20 protein-coding genes are annotated in these 17,911 nt (G+C 36.6%); 2 read left to right on the forward strand and 18 right to left on the reverse strand.

Annotated features, from left to right (window positions below):
• From G440_RS0106200 to G440_RS0106250, 10 genes are all read right to left on the reverse strand, one after another.
• The coding region (locus tag G440_RS0106200; RefSeq protein WP_026450513.1) for a helix-turn-helix domain-containing protein at window positions 1-236 on the reverse strand (236 nt) is incomplete at its 3' end.
• Between the two features lie 286 nt (window positions 237-522).
• Window positions 523-1,380 carry a reverse transcriptase family protein gene (locus G440_RS20590; RefSeq protein WP_026450514.1) on the reverse strand — a complete coding sequence of 286 codons (858 nt, stop codon included), beginning with the start codon at window positions 1,378-1,380 and terminating at the stop codon, window positions 523-525.
• 9 nt (window positions 1,381-1,389) lie between these two features.
• Window positions 1,390-1,680 (reverse strand): helix-turn-helix domain-containing protein, encoded by a 291-nt coding sequence (locus tag G440_RS19560; RefSeq protein ID WP_051285186.1) that lies wholly within the window; start codon window positions 1,678-1,680, stop codon window positions 1,390-1,392.
• 37 nt (window positions 1,681-1,717) lie between these two features.
• Window positions 1,718-1,954 carry a hypothetical protein gene (locus G440_RS0106215; protein WP_026450515.1) on the reverse strand — a complete coding sequence of 79 codons (237 nt, stop codon included), beginning with the start codon at window positions 1,952-1,954 and terminating at the stop codon, window positions 1,718-1,720.
• Between the two features lie 635 nt (window positions 1,955-2,589).
• Window positions 2,590-3,600 (reverse strand): hypothetical protein, encoded by a 1,011-nt coding sequence (locus G440_RS0106225; protein WP_026450516.1) that lies wholly within the window; start codon window positions 3,598-3,600, stop codon window positions 2,590-2,592.
• Window positions 3,601-3,612: 12 nt separating this feature from the next.
• Window positions 3,613-4,131 carry a J domain-containing protein gene (locus tag G440_RS20595; protein ID WP_051285188.1) on the reverse strand — a complete coding sequence of 173 codons (519 nt, stop codon included), beginning with the start codon at window positions 4,129-4,131 and terminating at the stop codon, window positions 3,613-3,615.
• A 2-nt stretch (window positions 4,132-4,133) separates the two neighbouring features.
• Window positions 4,134-4,349 carry a hypothetical protein gene (locus G440_RS0106235; RefSeq protein WP_026450517.1) on the reverse strand — a complete coding sequence of 72 codons (216 nt, stop codon included), beginning with the start codon at window positions 4,347-4,349 and terminating at the stop codon, window positions 4,134-4,136.
• 254 nt (window positions 4,350-4,603) lie between these two features.
• The gene (locus G440_RS0106240) at window positions 4,604-4,840 is read right to left on the reverse strand and encodes a hypothetical protein (RefSeq protein WP_026450518.1); all 237 of its coding nucleotides are present in this window, start codon (window positions 4,838-4,840) and stop codon (window positions 4,604-4,606) included.
• Entirely contained in the window at window positions 4,833-5,261 is a 429-nt protein-coding gene (locus tag G440_RS0106245; protein WP_026450519.1) for an Imm40 family immunity protein, read from the reverse strand. Before G440_RS0106245 ends, G440_RS0106240 begins: the two co-directional genes overlap by 8 nt.
• A 154-nt stretch (window positions 5,262-5,415) precedes the next feature.
• Entirely contained in the window at window positions 5,416-5,820 is a 405-nt protein-coding gene (locus G440_RS0106250; protein WP_026450520.1) for a hypothetical protein, read from the reverse strand.
• Between the two features lie 89 nt (window positions 5,821-5,909).
• On the opposite strand from G440_RS0106250, the gene G440_RS0106255 reads away from it, so the two are divergent.
• Window positions 5,910-6,365 carry a zinc-finger-containing protein gene (locus G440_RS0106255; protein ID WP_051285190.1) on the forward strand — a complete coding sequence of 152 codons (456 nt, stop codon included), beginning with the start codon at window positions 5,910-5,912 and terminating at the stop codon, window positions 6,363-6,365.
• 43 nt (window positions 6,366-6,408) lie between these two features.
• Here the strand turns inward: G440_RS0106255 and G440_RS0106260 are convergent, their stop codons facing one another.
• From G440_RS0106260 to tamL, 6 genes are all read right to left on the reverse strand, one after another.
• On the reverse strand, window positions 6,409-7,572 hold the full coding sequence (locus G440_RS0106260; RefSeq protein WP_026450522.1) for a tyrosine-type recombinase/integrase: 1,164 nt from the start codon (window positions 7,570-7,572) through the stop codon (window positions 6,409-6,411).
• Window positions 7,573-7,816: 244 nt separating this feature from the next.
• Window positions 7,817-10,060 carry a polyribonucleotide nucleotidyltransferase gene (locus G440_RS0106265; RefSeq protein WP_026450523.1) on the reverse strand — a complete coding sequence of 748 codons (2,244 nt, stop codon included), beginning with the start codon at window positions 10,058-10,060 and terminating at the stop codon, window positions 7,817-7,819.
• A gap of 374 nt (window positions 10,061-10,434) precedes the next feature.
• Window positions 10,435-10,704: a 30S ribosomal protein S15 gene (rpsO, locus tag G440_RS0106270; RefSeq protein ID WP_026450524.1), complete on the reverse strand. Its 270-nt coding sequence runs from the start codon at window positions 10,702-10,704 to the stop codon at window positions 10,435-10,437.
• A gap of 121 nt (window positions 10,705-10,825) precedes the next feature.
• Entirely contained in the window at window positions 10,826-11,701 is an 876-nt protein-coding gene (accD, locus tag G440_RS0106275) for an acetyl-CoA carboxylase, carboxyltransferase subunit beta (protein ID WP_026450525.1), read from the reverse strand.
• A gap of 173 nt (window positions 11,702-11,874) precedes the next feature.
• Window positions 11,875-12,942, reverse strand: coding sequence for a class II fructose-bisphosphate aldolase (fbaA, locus tag G440_RS0106280; protein ID WP_026450526.1), 1,068 nt, complete (start codon window positions 12,940-12,942; stop codon window positions 11,875-11,877).
• Between the two features lie 128 nt (window positions 12,943-13,070).
• Window positions 13,071-15,653 carry a translocation and assembly module lipoprotein TamL gene (gene tamL / locus G440_RS0106290; protein ID WP_084426637.1) on the reverse strand — a complete coding sequence of 861 codons (2,583 nt, stop codon included), beginning with the start codon at window positions 15,651-15,653 and terminating at the stop codon, window positions 13,071-13,073.
• Window positions 15,654-15,665: 12 nt separating this feature from the next.
• Here tamL and G440_RS0106295 point away from each other — a divergent pair, with 12 nt between their 5' ends.
• Window positions 15,666-16,394 (forward strand): RNA methyltransferase, encoded by a 729-nt coding sequence (locus G440_RS0106295; protein WP_026450528.1) that lies wholly within the window; start codon window positions 15,666-15,668, stop codon window positions 16,392-16,394.
• Here G440_RS0106295 and porT read toward each other — a convergent pair.
• Together porT and ubiE are read right to left on the reverse strand one after the other, a co-directional pair.
• A complete protein-coding gene (gene porT / locus G440_RS0106300) occupies window positions 16,381-17,109 on the reverse strand; it encodes a type IX secretion/gliding motility protein PorT/SprT (protein WP_026450529.1) in 729 nt (242 codons plus the stop codon). The two genes, G440_RS0106295 and porT, sit on opposite strands and share 14 nt — an antisense overlap.
• Window positions 17,110-17,112: 3 nt before the next feature.
• Window positions 17,113-17,844 (reverse strand): bifunctional demethylmenaquinone methyltransferase/2-methoxy-6-polyprenyl-1,4-benzoquinol methylase UbiE, encoded by a 732-nt coding sequence (gene ubiE / locus G440_RS0106305; protein ID WP_026450530.1) that lies wholly within the window; start codon window positions 17,842-17,844, stop codon window positions 17,113-17,115.
• Between the last annotated feature and the right edge of the window lie 67 nt (window positions 17,845-17,911).

Raw genomic sequence — 17,911 nt, forward strand, 5'->3', positions numbered from 1 at the left:
TTTAGAATTGAATCCTCAACTTTCTGATCGGTTCTGTTGGGGTGATTAATCGGCGTCCTTTCTTGCTCAATTAATCCCGATAGACCCATTTTCTCATACCGAGAAATCAACTTGTAGGCGGTAGGTCGCGATATGTTAAATGACCTACAAAGTTCTGTGATGGTGTAATTTTGAGTTAACCATTCGTGAATAAATTCTACCTTTTGTTCCATTTTAGTTTTTGCTTTCCAGACCATGATAAAATACTTTTTCAAGCAATTTATGAATCTTAAAAGTGTAAACTATGTCCCTTTAACTTTGTAAAGGATGTCCCTTTACCGTACCCAAATTAACGCCAACGTTTAGTATAAAAGAAGTAGGGCTGTAAATAAGCAATTAACTTTCGGATTATCCACAAGCCAAATCTTTTGCATTTTGTTTTATATTATTGTTCTAAAGCCAAATCAAAAGATTTGGCGACCTCGAAAATGCGCCTGAAACATTGGGATCAGCACTTACTTGCCCTATTTTTTTTATACATTGTTAGGGTGCGTTTTTTTTCGTTTTCGCAACCTTTTTTACATATTTTATTCGTTGAATATGTCCATTTCTTGAAGCTTCTTTAATTGTCAAATCATTCGAGCTGTCAAATGTGTTAGGAAGAGGACAAATTCCGTTGTTCTTTACTTGAATTCCTGTAACTCTTGGGTTTTTAGTACAATAGTGGGTCTTCTCAAAATTGATTTTCAATCCTCGATCTCGCAGTTCGTCTAAAATGACGTTTGTTCTTGGTTTAAAATCCGTTGGACTTGAAAAGGTAATATCATCAACGTATACTGAAACTTTAAGTCCTTCTAATTGATATTTTTTAAAAAGGTCATCACAACTATGATAAACAACTAATGATGCCAAAAATGAAGAAGTAGGGCAACCTTGAGGAATTGCTCCTTCTTTTGTGCAAATTCGAGTTATTAATCTTGCGACATCTGGGTAGAATCCCTCCTTTCTAAGTGCATTTTCAACACTTTTAAAGTGAACAGAGGGATAGAAGTTTTTTAAATTGGTAAGAAAAAAATATTTGTTTCCTTGATGAATACGTGCATTTAAGACAGCATCTTTATTTTTTAATCCACCAAAAAAATATTCCGGTAATTTTATCTTATACAGAACATTGGTCAAAAGGTTAGATTGTACATCTTTTAATTTTTTAATTGGAGCGTTGATTGGTCTTGTTAGTGCAACACCATTTTCAAATCTTGGTTGTTTGTTATGATCTGTTTTAGGCTCGTTCCAATTCCTATAAAAATTACTTTCATTTGAATCTATCGAGGATGATAAATTGAGCAAAAAATCTTTATCGATTTTTAAGGTAAATGCTAAATCCTTTATCCTTTTTTTCATTTCAGATTTTTATGAAATGAAAACGTCACTTATTAACCCTTTGATTGAAGGCTCTAACATATCGTAGGCATCTTGTTTAGATTCAGCAACATCATCTCTATTAAGAGATAGGAAAACTAAAACAGGCATAGGAATAGAAAGTGCATTAGCAATTTGTTTTAAAATACTTAATGTAGGCTCTTTTCTACCTTTCTCAATGGATGAAAGATAAGATTGAGACAAACCACATTTGACAGCAAAATCGGTTTGTTTTAAACCTTTTTGCTGTCTTAAATTTTTTATGGCAGTACCTATATTCATAATGTTATTTGTTTTGAAAAAAAATGAGAAGTGGGAATTAGAATAACTTAGTGATATCGTCAATTCCGAAGAATTTCAGAAATCTAAGAAGTAGGGAGAGAACTTTCAAAAATTCGTCTGGACTGTTGTCCTTTTCGTTGTTTGACATCTCTTCCAACTCTACTAAAATTGCTTTTAATAAAGCTTTATCCTCTTCCGAGAACGCGTACCCGCTCTTAGCGAGTAATGACTTCACTCCACTTTGGAGTTGGTCAATTCTGTGTTTGTGTTTCATACTGTATCGTATTTATTAAATTAAAATGGGAGCACTATGCTTCCTGCTTAATTAGCTACGTGAACCCATATAGGATACAGTCCTACGACACTTCTCGATTTCCTGCTTAAATAAAAAAAATCTCTAATACTAATTAGATACATCTTTAAGCAAATGTTGCAAGGGGTTTAATCATCTTAATGCTGCTTCGGTACAATCTTGTTTCAGTTGTACGTCTGTTCAGTCGCTAAGTCTCTTGTTGCCATTACAAAGACCCATTACGGGTGGAGGGAAAAACCCTCTTCAATAGTTTTTTAACAAAACTCTTGGGTTCACTACACAAACATTTCAAAGAACTACAATGCGAATATACACAAATTATTTCTGTGAGCAATAAAAAAGACGAAAAGATGACAAATATTTTCTGTGAGGAATAAAATAGGTAGTGAAAAGTCTTTAGTTTCCTTGGATTTTCAATGGTTTATCGATGTTTTTTCAAATGCACCCTAACGTTTATGTATATGAGCTGTGGCGTGTTTTAGCACGAACCTTTCGGATAAAAACTGAACTTTGGGAAATCCGTAGATTTTCCAAATTGGCACAGACCAAGCCATAGCTTATATACTGTGTTGTGCATAGTGCTTTTCCACACTTTTTTATATTATCTCAAATGTTTTTATAAAGTCTTGAAATTTCTTTTCAACATTATTATCATCTGTAACTTGGAGCATATAGCTTTTCATTTTATGGTGAAAAAATACTGCTTTAGTAGTTCTTCCGTCTTGGGTGTTATCATAAAACACCGCGTCAAATTCTTTAAATTTACCTCGCTTATTATTAATTGACATCTCATCAAATTTTGTCTGATAATAATCTAAATCATTTTTGTTGTAATCGGCAATTTCTTGTTCAGATTGACCTGCAAGAACGCTTTCAAAACTACTGACATTAATATTATAATCTGTACCATTATCGTAAACGTGAAATGGTCTTGAATTATCATCCATTCCATTTTGCTTCATTTGTTGTATTCTCAATCTATCGAGTTTTATTTCTTTATTGCATTTGACCATAAATCCGTCTTCTTGAAATACTTGGTAGCCATCTTCTATTGCTTTATTCTTGTCAAATTTATTAGCAATAGGAATGTTCAAAATTCCTTCTTTCATTGCAATAGACTTTATGCTTTTAGCAATTTGTGCAAAATTATTATCGCTTAATGCCATAGAATTAATTGTAAATTGCTCTGTGTCATTCCTTACTATTGCAAAAACTCCGTATGAAGTTAAGGTAACAATTCCAGCTCCTTGTTTTTTCAAGTCTTCTTCATAGAAGGAAATAACACCTTTTAGTCCGTTTTCTTCAAATTCTTCTGTCCTTATAAATTCGCTGTTATCAAATAAATCAGTAGTATTTCGGGAAGCTAAATAATCTGTCAGTTCTGTTTTTAAATCTGAATTTCCAATTTGACCTACAATAATATTAAAATAAGAGTGTTCGCCTGCTTGCCAAGTTAATTCGTTGGTTTTGCTATATTTTTCTGGCAAATCAATCGAATACCCATTTCCAAAATCGAATTTCTCAAATGATGTATTTCTTTTTTGGTCGCAGGAATTTAAAAATAAGATTATTAGAAAGGCAGTAAAATAATTTGTTAGGTTTTTCATATTGGTTAGTTTTTAGTTGCAAGCCTTAAATAAAAGCATAATTATTAATCCTGAAATAGCATAATAAATAAGCATTTGAAACATTTTTGAACCTGCTTGTTTAGTAGCTTCGACACTTAAATCTGCTATCTCTTTTAATGTCTGTTTTGCTAAATCCACCGCTTGTCTTCGTGCATTTTGCATCCATTTCTCTAAAGTTTCATCTTGTACTTCATATTCATACGTTCTTGATTTTGATTTAGTTTTTGAATTTGCATTTTCTTGTTTTTCATTTTTGTTTTCTGTACGTTGATGTTGATTTTGTTCTTTGAACTCTTTATATTTTAAATACTCAATATCATATCTTCTTCTTGCCTCACTATCTTTTAAAATTAGATAAGACTCATTTATTTCTATCATCTTCGTATTGGTGTCAGTACCAATATTTTTATCCGGATGCCATTTCAAAGCTTGCTTTTTATAAGCACTTTTTATTTCTGCTTGAGTTGCAGAATGTGAAATTTCAAGAATGTAATAGTAATCTTTAAACACAATTAATCTCTTTTATCAAGTTGGTGTTTGTCCGTTTCTGTAATTTCACTTTTGACCGCAGGTTTTTTCCAAACTGCTCGAAGTCCTGCAATTAATCCTGCAAAAAGAATTAATCCTAAAAGTCCAGGTGTTCCACTTCCTTTATTCGCAAAAACTATAACTCCGAATAAAAAGAAAAAGCCGATTAAAATTCCGATTGTAACAATAACTTTTGACATATTTTTTTGGTTTAGTTGGTTTTCAAAATTCCGAAATGGTTTTATATTTTACTTATGGTTTTCCTCAATTCCGAATGTTTATTTAATGTTTGGATTTTTTTTCAGCATTATGCACAACGGCGTTTAGTATATGAAAAGTAGGCGATTTCGAAGCACTAAACTTTCAGTTAAGCACAAAGTTTGATACGAGCCAAAACCCTTGATTTTACTACTATTTCGCCTATTTTTTATATACATTGTTGTGGTGTCGTTTTTTATTCTTTTTCATCTCGAACGGTTTCTCTCGCTTTCTTTACAATTTCTCGATAGTCCGCTCGAAATGGTTCACTTAATTCCTTTTCTAAAATACATTCTACATCCCATAGAACTCTTTGCTCTGATTGGTCTTCAAATCTGCTTAAGTCATCATTCTCATTGAATCTGCCGAGAAATTCGAAAAGAACGATTGCTTCTTCTTTAGTCAGTTCAATATTTACTTTGTCATCAGCCATTTTCTAATTCGGTTTCAAGGTCATTGAAGTATAAAATGAAAATCAAGAAGTCACCGATATTTGTGTTAGTTTTACTTTTCTGTTTCAAAAAGTCGAAGCTTTCAATTCCTTCTTTTATTAATTCGCTGTCGGTCGGAAGTTTTTCAAATTGACTTAAACACTCCTTTTTAGTCCGCTGGCAGTAGTCATTCCAACTTTCTCCTGATTTTCTTTCTGTCGTGTCGTATTTGTGCCAATAAAGTTCACAAGTTCCGTCTGGAAGTTTAAATTGAACTTGTCCGCCAATAATTCCAAGTCTGACTTCAACGGCTTTGTCAATGACTTCTCTAAAGTCTGTTCGCTTCCAACCATATTCTTTTTCGCTTACAATTGCCTTTTGTAAGATTTCAGACGGTAGATATTTTTCTTCGGTTTCTATCATTTTTTAAATGCACCACAACGTTTGGTGTAAGAATAGTTGCGTGGGTTAAGCACCTAAAATAACAAATATAAACCGAGCCTGTGGAAATTCCGCAGGAATTTCCAAGTACGCGAGAACCAGCAATTATTTTTACACAGTGTTGTACGCTGGCTTTTTATTCCTTACTACTTTTTATCAAATCGTTCTGCAAAAATTCAAATTTCGATTTTTTCCAAAAAGACAAGTTAAATAGACCTGTAGTACTGTCTTCTTTCCAAATCCCATTTTCAATTGACTCTACAGTCCATTTTATAGGTTTATTTCCTTTTTTGGTCAATTTTAATCTACAATCTTTAGAAAGTCCGAACGCAAAGCAATTCAGAGCATCATTTTCATTATAAAATTCCTCGTGCCAAAAGTCAAACGCAACAGTGAAATTTTCATTGCCGTTATCAGTCAGAGTTACTGGAAATCCGTTTTCATTATTTGGATTCACAGTTATTGATTCCGCATTTAATTCATATTCCGCTTCTGGATATTTCTTTAATCGGCTTACTATTTTGTTTATTGTTTTAGTCATTTTTTTAGCTGGCGTACAACGGTAAAGTATATGCGTTCGGTTGCGATTAAAAGCACTGACGTATCAATTTTAAACAAAAACTTAATAAGATGAATGAAACTTTGAATAAGCACCAAACCGCAACTGACGTATATACAGTGTTATGCACTGGGCATATCTGCCCTTACTGTGGTGGCAAAACGGAATACGTTGATAGCAGTTATGTTTATGGTAGAAGCTATGGTATGATATACATTTGTAAACCTTGTGATGCTTATGTAGGTGTTCATAAAGGTACAGATAAGGCTTTAGGTAGATTATCAAATAAAGATTTAAGAGAAGCAAAAAAGCAAGCACACTATTACTTTGACCAAATAGCAAAGACAAGCCTTATAAATAAGATTTGGAAAAAATGGATTCCTAATATTAGTAACCGAAACAAGGCTTACAAATGGTTAGCTATAAAGCTTGATATGGATGAAGAGTTTTGCCACATTGGAATGATGGACGTTGAACAATGCAATAAGGTTGTAGAAGTGTGCAAGCCTTTCTTGCCTTGTGCATAACTTGTTATATACTAACATTTATCATGGATATACCGGATGCCTGTCAGTTTATCCTAAGGTTTTTGTCATGGTTATTCCGTAAAGATAAATTATTTAATCCAAAGTCTAAAGGGCTCTTTATTTCGCGTAAGTCCTTATTTGTTACTTGGGTGTAGATCATCGTGGTTTCTGGCCTGCTATGGCCTAATAACTCCTGTATGTAACGTATATCAGTTCCATTTTCCAGTAAGTGCGTGGCATAACAATGCCGTAAACTATGGGGCGTAATGGTTTTTTTTATTCCGGCCAACTTGCAGTTCATTTTTAAAAAAGAACGAACACTAGCAGCGCTATACGGTCCACCTTGGGGGTTTTCTACAAAATAAACTTTGGGAGTATAGGTTTGATAATAATTTTTTAGCATCGGGTGCAATGATTGTGCAATACTGGCATAACGGTCTTTTCTGCCTTTTGCATCTCTAATGTGAAGCTGATTGCGAATAAAATCAAAATCTTTTAATTCTAAACTTAATAATTCGCCTATGCGTAAACCTGAAGCGTACAACATGGAAATTATGACTCTATGCTTAAGGTTTTTAGTTACCTGTATTAATTTTAATATTTCTTGGATACTTAATATAACCGGTAATTTTTTGTCTTTTCTTGGCATATTTATGGCGTCCGGATCTATAGAACAAGTGGGGTATAAATGAGCAAAATGACGAAGCCCACTCACCATTTGTCTATGCGTGCTTACCGCATAGTTCAATGTGCCTACAGCCCATTCTATAAAGTGACGAACATCCGTGGCATCAAGGAGTTCTGTTGGCTTGTTTTCTGTGAATCTTAAAAACTGACGAATAAAACCGCCGTAGGTTTTTATTGTGCTCGCGCTCATGCGCTTCCCTTGGAGCGAATCTATAAAACTCTGATAGACTTCTTCTTTTTCAGGAGTTAAGGACGATAAAATAGTTTTTGCTGCTTCGCTGTTTGGTGCTGCGGTTTTTGGTTCGCTTTCCATAATAACAAAATCTTTAGCAATTAGTTCCTTTTTAAACGAATCAATAGTTAAGGCATCGTAAAGAATATAAAAGCATCCGTGCGTTTTGGTCCAAAGTACACCTTTCATTTTTTTAATGATTTCCTTGCTCTCAAAATCATAGGGAAATTTTAATCCCACGCAGCTCTTTTCATTATGTATAAACGGCTTTAATGTAATGACTGTCATAACGTTATATTTTTATACTAAAATACAAAAAAAAGCAGCCCCTTCCGGAGTTTCAAGGCGAAAGACGTTTTAACCCCGATGGAACGATTTAAAATCTATTGAAGATCAAAGAATCTATGCCTGTTATTTCCCTGTAAAAATGTAGCTGCCATCATGTAAAAAACTAAAAAAGCCTTCATCCAATTTAATGGATGAAGGCTTAAAATAGCTCATAATTCTGATTCCGATACCTATCGGAACAACATTAATCTCTCTTTCTGTCTCTATCGCGGCTATTGCGATCGTCGCGGCCACGGTTGTCGCGTCCACGATTATCACGTCCACCGCTTCGGCTATCGTCGCGTGGTGCGCGTTCTTTATAACCTTCTGGTTTAGGCAATAAAGCTTTTCTTGAAACTTTATCTTTTTTCGTTCTTGGATCGAAGCCTATGAATTTTATATCAAAAACATCGCCCATGTTTACCACATCGCTTACGTTTTCAGTGCGTTCCCAAGCAAGTTCACTAACGTGTAGTAAAGTTTCGTTTCCTGGAGCATCCATATATTCTACGACAGCACCAAAGTCAAGCATTTTAATAACTTTAACTTCATAAGCGCTTCCCACTTCAGGTTTAAAGGTAAGAGAGTCAATTTTTGCCATAACAGCATCAATTCCTTCTTGCCCAGTACCTAAAATTTCCACAATCCCTTCTTCGGTTACAGGATCTTCGTTTATCACGATAGTACACCCTGTTTCTTTTTGAAGTTCTTGAATTACTTTTCCACCAGGTCCAATCAAGGCTCCAATGTATTCATTAGGAATACGTACAGTCACCATTTTAGGTGCATACGGTTTCACGTCTTCACGAGGCGCTGCAATAGCATCAGTCAATTTCTCAAGAATGTGCAAACGTCCATCTCTTGCTTGATTTAAGGCAGCTACAAGAATATCATAACCCAATCCTTTCACTTTAATATCCATCTGGCAAGCAGTAATACCATCTGCCGTTCCGGTTACTTTAAAGTCCATATCTCCTAAGTGATCTTCATCTCCTAAAATATCTGAAAGCACTGCGTATTTTCCTGTTTCGCCATCAGAAATTAATCCCATTGCGATACCGGAAACTGGTTTTTTCATTTGGATTCCTGCATCCATCATCGCCATAGTTCCTGCACAAACCGTTGCCATAGATGAAGAACCGTTAGATTCCAATACCTCAGAAACTACACGTACTGTGTAAGGACAATCAGCTGGAACCATTCCTTTAAGTGCGCGTTGTGCTAGGTTACCGTGACCTACCTCACGGCGAGATGTTCCACGAATGGGTCTAGCTTCTCCGGTACAAAAAGGAGGGAAGTTATAGTGAAGGTAAAAAGTTTCTTCACCTTCATAAGACGGCATGTCTATTTTGTTCGCTTCTCTTGAAGTTCCCAATGTTACCGTTGCCAGTGCTTGGGTTTCTCCACGTGTGAAAATTGCAGATCCGTGAACAGATGGTAAATAGTCAATCTCGCACCAGATAGGGCGAATGTCAGATGTTTTACGACCGTCTAGACGTAGGCCTTCATTTAAAGTTAAATCGCGAACAGCTTCTTTTTCTGCCTTACGGTAGTATTTTGAAACCAAATCGCCAAAGTCTGCCAATTCTTCTTCCGAAAAGGTAGCTTTAATAGAATCTTTTATTTCAGAAAAAGCAGCGCTTCTTTCGTGTTTAGCTGAACCAGCTTGTGCAATGGCATATACTTTATCATACGCCATATCGTGTACCTTCTTTTCAAGGTCTGCATCTTCTCTTTCCGAAGGATACTCCCGAACTTCTTTCTTTCCAAAAGCTTCGGCCAATCTAAGTTGTGCGGCACATTGTAATTTAATATGCTCGTGTGCAAACTTAATGGCTTCGGTCATTTCTTCTTCAGAAATTTCATCCATTTCACCTTCCACCATCATCACGCTGTCTGCAGAAGCACCAATCATCATATCGATGTCAGATTCTGCTAATTGTGCTCTTGAAGGATTAATTACGAATTCGCCATTTACACGTCCTACTCTGGCTTCAGAAATAGCACATTCAAAAGGAAAATCTGAAAGTTGAATAGCTGCAGAAGCGGCCAATCCTGCCATAGCATCTGGCATCACATCTTCGTCGTTGCTCATCAACTGGATCATCACCTGAGTTTCAGAGTGGTAATCTTTTGGGAAAAGTGGACGCAGTACGCGATCTACTAAACGCATGGTCAATACTTCGCCGTCACTTGGTCTTGCTTCTCTTTTAAAGAAACCACCTGGATAACGTCCTGAAGCTGCGAATTTTTCGCGATAATCTACTGTTAAGGGTAGAAAGTCTAAGTCTTTTTGCTCGTAGTTTGAAACTACGGTACAAAGCAACATACATTTTCCCGATTGAACAACCACAGAACCATGGGCCTGTTTTGCCAATTTCCCGGTTTCGATGGAGATCTCTCTTCCATCACCTAGGTCTATGACCTCTTTAAATACTTTAGGTATCATTTGTTTTTCATTTTGCTCTCCAAAGTTTTTGCTTTATAAAAGCAATTGCGATGAAGAACGTTAATACTTGGTCAACAATCGATGATCGATTGTAGTGTTGTTGTGTTGTTGTGGTCTGACCAATGAAAAACTTAAGGGTAGCTTTTCTGTTTTTTTTTTCAAGTTTGTTGCCCCAGCCCTAAAGGAAGCAAACTTGAAGATAATATTTAATTTTAGAAAGTCCACCCTTTAGTCCCAATAACTATCGGGAGGGGAAAAGACTTTCGGCTTATCAAGGATTTCAAAATATGTTCTTTCCGGAACAAGTTCGGAAGGACACCTTAGTGTCAATAATAATAAATAATAAAAGGGCTCGAAAGAGCCCTTTTAAAAAATTACTTACGTAATCCTAATTCTTTAACGATAGCACGGTAACGTAGAATATCTTTTTTCATAAGATAATCTAATAATGAACGTCTCTTACCAACCAACATTACCAAAGAACGCTCTGTGTTATAATCTTTATGATTATTTTTAAGGTGCTTTGTTAAATGTGAAATGCGGTAAGTGAATAGCGCAATCTGTCCTTCTGCTGAACCAGTGTCAGTTTTAGACTTTCCGTGTTTTTCGAAAATTTTTCCTTTTTCTTCTTGTGATAAATACATGCCAATATTGTTAAAATGATTATTATGTACTGACTACCGTTTTGATAATCAAGGCGGCAAAGATAGAAAAAGTATTCAGTATACAGTGCTCAGGATCCAGTTATTTTAAAACTTTAAAATCTTATGCGGATTTATCAACTTGCTCCCGTAAAGGTCTGTTTAGCACTAAATCTAGGTATTGGTTTACCTTTTTTTTGAGATCTCGACGATGGGTTATAAAATCTAAGAAACCGTGCTCTAAAACAAACTCCGCAGTTTGGAAGCCTTCCGGAAGTTCTTTTCCAGTTGTGTCGCGAACCACGCGTGGTCCCGCAAAACCAATTAATGCACCCGGTTCACTGATGTTAATGTCACCAAGCATCGCGAAAGAAGCGGTTGTTCCTCCAGTAGTTGGATCGGTAGCCAATGAAATATATGGAATGCCAGCATCACTCAGTTGCGCCAGTTTTACACTGGTTTTCGCAAGTTGCATTAAGGATAGCGCAGATTCCATCATTCGGGCACCACCACTTTTTGAAATGATCATTAATGGAATTTTCTTTTTAAGCGAATAATCGGCAGCGCGAACAATTTTTTCGCCTACTACACTTCCCATGGAACCGCCAATAAAGCTGAAATCCATACAAGCTACCACCAAATCTTCACCCATTGATTTTCCAACGGCGCAGCGAATAGCATCCTTTAATCCAGTTTTGTCCTGGGCTTCTTTTAGACGGTCTGTATATTTCTTTTTGTCTTCGAAGTTCAGCGTGTCTTTTGAAGTAAGATTTTTATCGAGCTCTTTAAACTTATTGTCATCAAAAAGTATTTCAAAATACTCCTTACTTCCTATGCGCACGTGGTAGCCGTCTTCAGGACTTACGTAAAAGTTTTTTTCCAGTTCCTCACTGTCTACAACTTTTCCCGTTGGCGATTTGTACCACAATCCTTTTGGGACGTCTTTTTTATCTTCGGTCGGGGTTTGGATCCCTTTTTTTGTTCTTTTAAACCAAGGCATATTTTAGTTATGAGTTATGAGTTATGAGAAATTCAGTTCTCGGTTCTCAGTTGGTGGTTTATAATTTACAAATTTATGTTTTTTTAATTGTAAGGATATGAAAAACATAAATTTTGAATTTTTTCATTTCCCCCTTTAGGCCTGCCTGCCGTAGGAAGGGAATAGGGGCTAACTTACAAAGTATTCACATTATTTAAATCTTCAAAAGCCTTTGTAAGTCTGTTCTTAAAAGTAATTTCGCCTTCGCGAAGCCATTTTCTTGGGTCGTAATATTTTTTGTTTGGAATATCATCTCCGTCTGGATTTCCTATTTGGGTTTTTAGATATTCTAAATGCTTCGTAATATAATCACGAACACCTTCGGTAAATGCAAATTGCATATCAGTGTCAATGTTCATTTTTATGACCCCATAACCAATAGCCTCTCGAATATCTTCCAAAGAGGAACCACTTCCACCGTGGAAAACAAAATCGATTGGGTTAGGGCCTGTATTAAACTTTTTCTGAATAAATTCCTGTGAATTTTTTAGGATAATTGGAGTCAGTTTTACATTTCCGGGTTTATAAACTCCGTGCACATTACCAAATGCAGCGGCAATTGTAAATTGATCGCTTACTTTTGAAAGCTCCTCATACGCATAAGCAACCTCTTCCGGCTGGGTATATAATTTTGTGGAATCTACATCGGTATTATCAACACCGTCTTCTTCACCACCCGTAATTCCCAACTCAATTTCTAGGGTCATCCCAATTTTGCTCATACGCGCTAGATAACGTTTGCAAATTTCAATATTTTCTTCAATAGGTTCTTCGGAAAGATCTATCATATGGGAGCTATAGAGCGGTTTGCCGTTTTCCTTATAAAATTTTTCACCTGCGTCTAGCAAGCCATCAATCCAAGGAAGTAATTTTTTAGCGCAATGATCTGTGTGTAGAATAACGGTTGCACCATATAATTCCGCAAGCTCGTGAACGTGTTTGGCACCTGCTACACCTCCTGCAATTGCAGCTTTCTCATTTTCATTGGAAAGTCCCTTCCCAGCATTAAATTGCGAACCACCATTAGAAAATTGAATAATTACGGGTGCATTTAAGCTCGCAGCAGTTTCCATAACGGCATTTACACTATCAGAGCCCACAACATTAACGGCAGGCATGGCAAAGCCTTTTTCTTTGGCGTATTGATGTATTCTCTGTATTTCTTTTCCGGTGGCTACCCCCGGTTTAATTCCGTGACCCATAGCTATGTTAAAAAATTTAATTGTTAATAGTTCATTAGTGCTTCTTGATGAAATCGAAATCGAAAATGAAATCGAAATTCCGAATCTTGAAACTCATTCAGCAAACAAAAGTAGCAAATTTTAATGGTTTAGAAAGGATAGTTGATACCGATGTTATAAACGGCTTTTGAGAAATTATAGTCTTTAAACCAGCGTTCACCCACAGGCCTTCCGGGGTTATGGGTTTTAAAACCAACATCAAATCGGAATACGAAAAATCCAAAGTCATACCGAATTCCAATTCCGGAGGCTACGGCAATTTCTTTCAAATCCTTTAGGCTATCAAGTACAAATGCTGGAGTAGTAACATCATCCAGTACGTTCCAGATATTTCCCGCATCTACAAAAAATGCTCCCTTTAAATCACCTAAAATCGTGTACCGGTACTCTGCGTTAAAAGCAAGCTTAAAGTTTGCGTCGTTAAAATCTAAAACACTGCCACTACTTCCGGGGCCAAGGTCATAAGCGCGCCATCCTCGGTTGTCATTTGTTCCTCCAGCAAAATAGCTTCGGGTAAAAGGGATGCTGTTGCTATTGCCATAAGGAATGGCGATTCCTCCAAAAGCACGAACGGCAAAAATATTTTTCCCGTCTAAATCCCAGTGTTTAATGTATTCCGCCTCGGTTTTAACGTATTGCGAATACACCACTCCAAAAGTATTATAGTTTCCATTGCTGTTCTTTTTGACCCCCGCGAGATTGGCAATCCCGGAAAGTAAATTCCCCGCGGTTTCAAGTTTAACACGTACTCTTGAAAAATTGTTGTCGTTAATATTTTCGCGGGTATCTCTTGTTATAGTGATATTTGTTGCGAAAATTAAATTATTCTCACTAAGTCTAGACTGGCGTTCACTAATACTTTGTACTTCTTGATAGGTTTCGGGATCTGAATTTATTCTTCTATCTAAAACATCGGAGATAAATGTTTCGGTTTCGTCTGGAATCTCTAAAGTTGGATTGTTTGATGGATTCGTAAAATCATAATCTAGATCTTGTGCCAATTCATTTAATCTAGCATAAGAGCTTTTGTAAACATTAAAATAGTTCTCTGTATTTAAATTTCGAACATATTGCAGATTGAGCAGATCCAGTTGATAGGTAAATATTTTTGAAGGTTTCCATCGGTAGCTAAACACACCGTTGGCCGACTGCCGGTCTAAACCGATGTTGTTTTGTGCACTTAGACCAAAACTGGCGCTGGTGGATGGCGACATATATTTTGGAATAAGCTTTTCGGTATTTAAAGGAAAAATAATCCTTGGGAAGGTCAGCTTTACATCTGCACCAAATTCCGAAATATTGAAAAATTTGCTTTCGCTATCGGCGGCATCCTTTGAAGAACCAAGACTTCCTCTTCCAGAAATTTCGAGTATTTCGGCACTGCGGAAGATGTTTCTAAAAATCATATTCCCACTAAAACTTACGCCAAATTGCTGTATGGTTGAGGTGTAGGCATCAAAATCGGCTCCCACGGTAAATCGGTCGCGCGGACTGAGCAAAATAGTAGCATCCAGTTTGGTAAACGTAGTGTCATTGGTAACTTCAGAATAATTGATGTTGGGGTATTTGAAAATCCGAAGATCACTAATTTGGTTATACGTAAGCGTTCGGTCAATGTCTTTATAAATTTTACTGGGAATAATGGCAACGGCATCGGTAATTGCTTTAGGACGAAAACGCATTTTCCCATAGCTGAAGAGTTTGTAACCTTTATAACTTAATGAATCCTGAAAACTTTTGTTTCGGTTCTCGTAAGAGAAATCAGTAACAATTCGAACTTCATTAATAGTATGCACCCGAAACGGAACGGTAAAAGTACTATCGCCCTGAGTGATTTTTCTGTTTGAAATAATATAGGTGATATCGGCTTTATGGTCCGTATTAACGGTATCTGCTTCAAAACCTATATAATCCTGCTCAAAATGATACAATCCAGAATTCCGGAATTGAATGGTCAACCGGTCACGCTCGTTTACAAAATCATTGGCGGCGTATTGTTTTCCGGGAACAATAAAAGTGTTGTTTTTTCGAACCTGAAACAGCGAATCTACTACAGGCGAACTTATGATCTCTACAATAGAATCACCTACAAAATAGGGCTTGTTTCTTTTTACCAAATAGGTAAGGCCAGCTCTCTTTTTCTTTTTTGTACTGGTGTCGATCTTATGGTCCACTTCGTCATTAAAGTAACCATAACTGGCATACCAACGTTTCAGCCGATCCTTGGATTTTTCAATTTTGGCGTCCGATATAATTACGGGGGCATCTCCAGACTTTTGAAGCCATTGGTTAACACCTACATAGCTGCTGTCTATTTGATCTACTTGTTTTTTTGAAAGAAAACGAATCAGCCTTTCTTCCCTTTTTGGTTTTTTATGAAGCCATTTGTAATACGTAGAATCCGGTTGCGGATCGGCAAGATTGTAGATGTGCAGCCCCAATGGAAGGCCGATAAGCGGAATGGCAGGATTGGGTTTTTGAGCCAGTTGGCTGTAAACTCCCACATCCTTAATTTTTACACTATCTACTAAAATGGTATTTTGAGTAAGTAAAAATTTTCCGTCTGGAACACGTTTTACAGTATTACACGAAAAAAATAGGACAACTAATACTATAAATAGTGATATTTTTGTGAGGTCGCTCTTCAAGTGTTCAAATTTATTCAAGTTCAAAAATACTATATTTTGGTCAGCAAAAGTCAAACAAAATTAATAACGAGTCTTAACCAAAAAAAGTACCGGGATCAGGCAGGTCTTTTTGTGGCCGAAGGCTCTAAAGTTATTGCTGAATTGCTAAATGAAGGAGTTAAGCTTCAATGGTTCTTTAGTACCGATACAGCTCAGGTTACAGCAGCTAATCACTTTCATATTACCGAAACTGAACTCCAGAAAATCAGTTTTCTCAAAACGGCAAATACTTCCTTGGCCGTCTTTGGGATCCCTAAATCCAAACCCCTGCAGGATGTAGGTTTGATCGTTGCTTTGGATGCTTTGCGCGATCCAGGAAACCTAGGCACTATTATTAGATTGTGTGATTGGTTTGGAGTGCAGGATCTGGTTTGTTCGCAAGACACCGCAGATTGTTTTAATCCTAAAGTAGTTCAAGCTACTATGGGCTCCTTGGCGCGGGTTCGGGTGCATTATTTATCGCTTTCAGAATATTTCAGTAAAACACAATTGCCGATCTTTGGTGGATTTATGGATGGAAAAAACATCTATTCCGAAGAACTTCCAAAAGATGGGATTATCGTTTTGGGTAATGAAGCGAAAGGTATTTCAGAAGAAATAATTCAGAAAATAACACACAAAATAACAATTCCGCGGTTTGGAACCTCTCAAAAAACCGAAAGTCTCAATGTGGCAACGGCAACGGCTATTCTTTTAAGCGAATTTAGAAGGTCTATTGGAATGTAAAGTTGATAAAAACGCCTCGTGTAGATAGTTTATCAATATTTCCGGTCCAAGGACTGTTGGGATCGTCGTCACGCACCAATTCATCGCCAAGGCCAAAAACGCCACGAATGGAAGGGGTGAATTTAAAAAAGTATAGATAGAGATCTATTCCAAAGCCAAGCTCATAATTATTGGAGTTGTTCTTCATTCGGAATCTTCCTTCACTATTATCTTCGGGATTCTTTTCGTTACTCGCTAAGTTTAGTGATGTAGAAACTCCAGCAACAACAAATGGTTTGACGTTGTTTAGGCGTTTGGTAGATATTTTTACCAAAAGTGGAACGTGGATGTATGTGGATTTTACCTGTCGAAGATAATCTTTGGGCTCTGTAAGTCCAGGAAAAGTAAGATCGCGCTGCGAAAAAACCAATCCTGGCTCTAGACGCAAATTGATATATTTATGCAGACGCAAATCGGCAATCAGGCCAACATTAAACCCTGTAGAGCTTTCCACAAGTATATCGGTGTCTTGATCTCCGAAGTCATCTTTGTAGTCAAACTTAAAATCCAGACTATTGAACCCCAAGAAATAACCCCACGAAAAGAGCTTATTATCAAGATTGCCCTTTCCTCCAGTAGCATCATTGGAAAGGCGCTCTCTGGTAAACCATTTCTTCTGAGCTTGAAAAGTGGATGTTACCAATAACAATGTTAATACAAAAAATAGTTTTTTCATAAATTATTTAGTAGCATTATAAATAGTTGCAACCCCAAAGGTTTGCGGTTTATTTTTCACTTCCTTAAACCCAATATTACGCAAAATATTGTTGAGTTTTTCACCATGTGGAAATGCAGATGCACTTTCGCTTAAATATTTGTAGGCAACCTTGTCTTTTGAAAACAGCTTTCCTACAAGTGGGAGAATCGTGCTGGAGTATATATGATACCCCTGTTTAAACGGAAATTTAACGGGAACGGAAGTTTCTAAAATTACAAAAATCCCATCTTTTTTTAGAACTCGTAGAATTTCTGAAAGACCTTTTTCAAGATTTTCAAAATTGCGAATTCCAAAAGAAACTGTTATTGCATCAAAGGTATTGTCTTCAAAAGGCAAGGCTTCAGAGTCGCCCTGAATAAATTCGATCCGCTCTGAAATAGGTTTCCCAGAAACTTTTTTACGGGCTACAGATAGCATGCCGTCCGAAAGATCAAGACCAACAATATTTTTAGCTGAGGTTTTTTCGGCAAACTGAATAGCAAGATCACCGGTGCCGGTAGCGATATCCAAGATGTTTTCAGGATTTTTACCGGCGACCATGGCAATGACTTTTTTTCGCCATTTAATATCGGAGCCCAAGGAGATTACACGGTTTAATCCGTCATAATTTTCAGAAATAGTATCGAACATCTGTTCTACTTGTTTCTTTTTTCCTTCCGAAGAATCTTTATAAGGTGTTATTTTCTTTTCCATAAAATTACGGTGGCAAAACTACATATTTTTTAAGTGGTGATGATAACTTTGTTCATATTTCAAATCG

It is taken from the genome of Aequorivita capsosiphonis DSM 23843 (assembly GCF_000429125.1).
GTDB classification, from domain to species: Bacteria; Bacteroidota; Bacteroidia; order Flavobacteriales; family Flavobacteriaceae; genus Aequorivita; species Aequorivita capsosiphonis.

Coding starts and splice junctions, on each gene's coding strand:
- G440_RS20590 (WP_026450514.1), bottom strand. CDS start 1,380: ATGAAAAAAAGGATAAAGGATTTAGCATTTACCTTAAAAATCGATAAA.
- G440_RS19560 (WP_051285186.1), bottom strand. CDS start 1,680: ATGAATATAGGTACTGCCATAAAAAATTTAAGACAGCAAAAAGGTTTA.
- G440_RS0106215 (WP_026450515.1), bottom strand. CDS start 1,954: ATGAAACACAAACACAGAATTGACCAACTCCAAAGTGGAGTGAAGTCA.
- G440_RS0106225 (WP_026450516.1), bottom strand. CDS start 3,600: ATGAAAAACCTAACAAATTATTTTACTGCCTTTCTAATAATCTTATTT.
- G440_RS0106235 (WP_026450517.1), bottom strand. CDS start 4,349: ATGTCAAAAGTTATTGTTACAATCGGAATTTTAATCGGCTTTTTCTTT.
- G440_RS0106240 (WP_026450518.1), bottom strand. CDS start 4,840: ATGGCTGATGACAAAGTAAATATTGAACTGACTAAAGAAGAAGCAATC.
- G440_RS0106245 (WP_026450519.1), bottom strand. CDS start 5,261: ATGATAGAAACCGAAGAAAAATATCTACCGTCTGAAATCTTACAAAAG.
- G440_RS0106250 (WP_026450520.1), bottom strand. CDS start 5,820: ATGACTAAAACAATAAACAAAATAGTAAGCCGATTAAAGAAATATCCA.
- G440_RS0106255 (WP_051285190.1), top strand. CDS start 5,910: ATGAATGAAACTTTGAATAAGCACCAAACCGCAACTGACGTATATACA.
- G440_RS0106260 (WP_026450522.1), bottom strand. CDS start 7,572: ATGACAGTCATTACATTAAAGCCGTTTATACATAATGAAAAGAGCTGC.
- G440_RS0106265 (WP_026450523.1), bottom strand. CDS start 10,060: ATGATACCTAAAGTATTTAAAGAGGTCATAGACCTAGGTGATGGAAGA.
- rpsO (WP_026450524.1), bottom strand. CDS start 10,704: ATGTATTTATCACAAGAAGAAAAAGGAAAAATTTTCGAAAAACACGGA.
- accD (WP_026450525.1), bottom strand. CDS start 11,701: ATGCCTTGGTTTAAAAGAACAAAAAAAGGGATCCAAACCCCGACCGAA.
- fbaA (WP_026450526.1), bottom strand. CDS start 12,942: ATGGGTCACGGAATTAAACCGGGGGTAGCCACCGGAAAAGAAATACAG.
- porT (WP_026450529.1), bottom strand. CDS start 17,109: ATGAAAAAACTATTTTTTGTATTAACATTGTTATTGGTAACATCCACT.
- ubiE (WP_026450530.1), bottom strand. CDS start 17,844: ATGGAAAAGAAAATAACACCTTATAAAGATTCTTCGGAAGGAAAAAAG.